A 2162-nucleotide genomic window follows, 5' to 3' on the forward strand; every position below is an offset into this window, starting at 1 on the left:
CCTCCTGGCCGCCTGCGCGCTCGGCCTGCTGGCCGCCGCCTGCAAGGGCGAGCCGGCCACCACCGGGGGGATCGACCTGTCGGATTACCGGGCGCGCCATCCGATCGTCCTGGCCGACGGCACCCGCAGCCTCGACGTGTTCGCCACCGGGCCCGGCCATCTCGACCCGCGCCAGGCCGGCGACATCGACGCGTTCATGCTGGAATACCGCCGCTACGGCCGTGGCGGGATCCTGATGGAGGTGCCCCAGGGCCTGCCGCCGGCCCAGGCCGATTCCGTCGCGCGCACGGCCTCGACCCTGCTCCGGCGCGGCACCGAGGACGGCGTCGGCGCCCGCGAGATCTTCCAGTCGCCCTATCCGGTCGCGGCGCCGGGCCTGGCCGCCCCGATCCGGCTGAGCTTCCAGCGCATGCAGGCCAAGGTCGCCGACCAGTGCGGATTGTGGCCCCAGGATCTCGGCACCTCGAACTTCGCGTCCGATTACGGCAACCGCCCGAGCTGGAACCTCGGCTGCGCCACCCAGGCCACCCTCGCCGCCCAGGTGGCCGATCCCGTCGACCTGGTGCGCGGCCGGCCGGAGGGCCGGATCGACACGGTCAAGCGCGTCCGGGACATCGGCCAGTTGCGGGAAGGCAAGGATCCGTCAACCACATGGCGGCAAGATGGGACGAACGCCGTCAAGTCCCAAGTCACCAACTAGGACGCACGGTGCGCGCCCCCTGGTCCCCGACGCCGCGACTCGACCACGAACCCGAAAGTGCCGTCATGGCGGACCCGTCCGAGACATCCGAGCGTACGATCGCCCCGGTGCCCCGGATCACGATCCAGGCCTTCTGCGAGACCGGCGAGACCGCCGCGATGATCGAGGGCGCGGCCCTCGACCGGCGCATGCAGAAGGCCCAGGTCAAGGTCCGGATGGGCGGCGGTGCCGCCGCGATCGAAGCCTACCGGCACGCGCCGACCCCCAACGTCGTCGTCATCGAGACGCAGGGCGTGCGCTCGAAGCCGGTCGAGTGCCTGGATGCCCTGGCCGAGGTCTGCGACGAGGGCACCCGCGTGCTGGTGATCGGCCACGTCAACGACGTGACCCTGTACCGGCAACTGATCCAGCGCGGCGTCTCCGACTACCTGATGGCGCCGGTGGACCCGCTGACCCTGATCGCGGCGATCTCCGACCTGTTCACGGCGCCGGGCGTCAAGCCGGTGGGCCGCACGGTGGCGGTCTACGGCGTCAAGGGCGGCATCGGCGCCTCCACGGTGGCGCACAACTTCGCCTGGTCGGTGGCCCGCAACCAGGGCGTCCAGACGGTGATCGCCGACCTCGACATCGCCTTCGGCACCGCCTCGCTCAACTTCAACCAGGACCCGCCGCAGGGCATCGCCGAGGCGGTGTTCGCCCCCGAGCGCCTGGATTCGGCCCTGGTCGAGCGGCTGCTGTCGAAGTGCAGCGACAACCTGAGCCTGCTCTCGGCGCCGGCGAGCCTCGACCGGACCATCGACCTGTCCGAGCCGGCCTTCGATTCCCTGATCGAGTACCTGCGCGCCAGCGTGCCCTGCGTGGTCCTCGACATCCCGCACCAGTGGAACGCGTGGTCGAAGCGCGTGCTCACCGCGGCCGACGAGATCCTGATCGTGGCCGGGCCCGACCTCGCCTGCCTGCGCAACGCCAAGAACCTGCTCGGGGCGCTCAAGCACGGCCGCCCGAACGACCAGCCGCCCCGGATCCTGCTCAACGGCGTCGGCATGGCCAAGCGGCCGGAGATCGGCGCGGCCGAGTTCGCCAAGGCCCTGGACGCGCCGATCGCGGCCACGATCCCGTTCGAGCCGACCCTGTTCGGCACCGCCGCCAACAACGGCCAGATGATCGCCGAGATCCAGGCCGGCTCGAAGGTGGCGGAGCTGTTCAACGACCTGGCGGCGGTCACCCTCGGGCGACCCGAGACCCGGCGCAGCAAGACGAGCCTGCTGGAGCCGCTGCTGGCCAAGCTCGCCGGCCGCAAGGCCTCGTGATGGGCGCGCCCGTCGCCGGGACGATGCCACACGCGGGCGCCTTGGATCTGACCCATGTTCGGTAGGCGACAAACCGGGGCCGCCCCGACGGCACCCGCACCGGTCCCGCAGGCGCGGGCCGCCGTTCCGACGGCGCCGGTGCTGCGCGATTC

The 2162-nt window shown here is 71.9% G+C and carries 2 protein-coding genes; both read left to right on the top strand.

Going from position 1 to position 2162, the window contains the following annotated elements; all coding sequences use genetic code 11:
• Positions 1 to 700: CpaD family pilus assembly protein (locus FV228_RS27460; protein ID WP_147857402.1), on the top strand; the 700-nt coding region annotated here is incomplete at its 5' end.
• Between the two features lie 65 nt (positions 701 to 765).
• Positions 766 to 2010 (top strand): AAA family ATPase, encoded by a 1245-nt coding sequence (locus FV228_RS27465; RefSeq protein ID WP_147857403.1) that lies wholly within the window; start codon positions 766 to 768, stop codon positions 2008 to 2010.
• The last annotated feature ends 152 nt before the right edge of the window (positions 2011 to 2162 follow it).

Origin of the sequence: Methylobacterium sp. WL18 (assembly GCF_008040015.1) — a bacterium.
Lineage (GTDB): Bacteria > Pseudomonadota > Alphaproteobacteria > Rhizobiales > Beijerinckiaceae > Methylobacterium > Methylobacterium mesophilicum.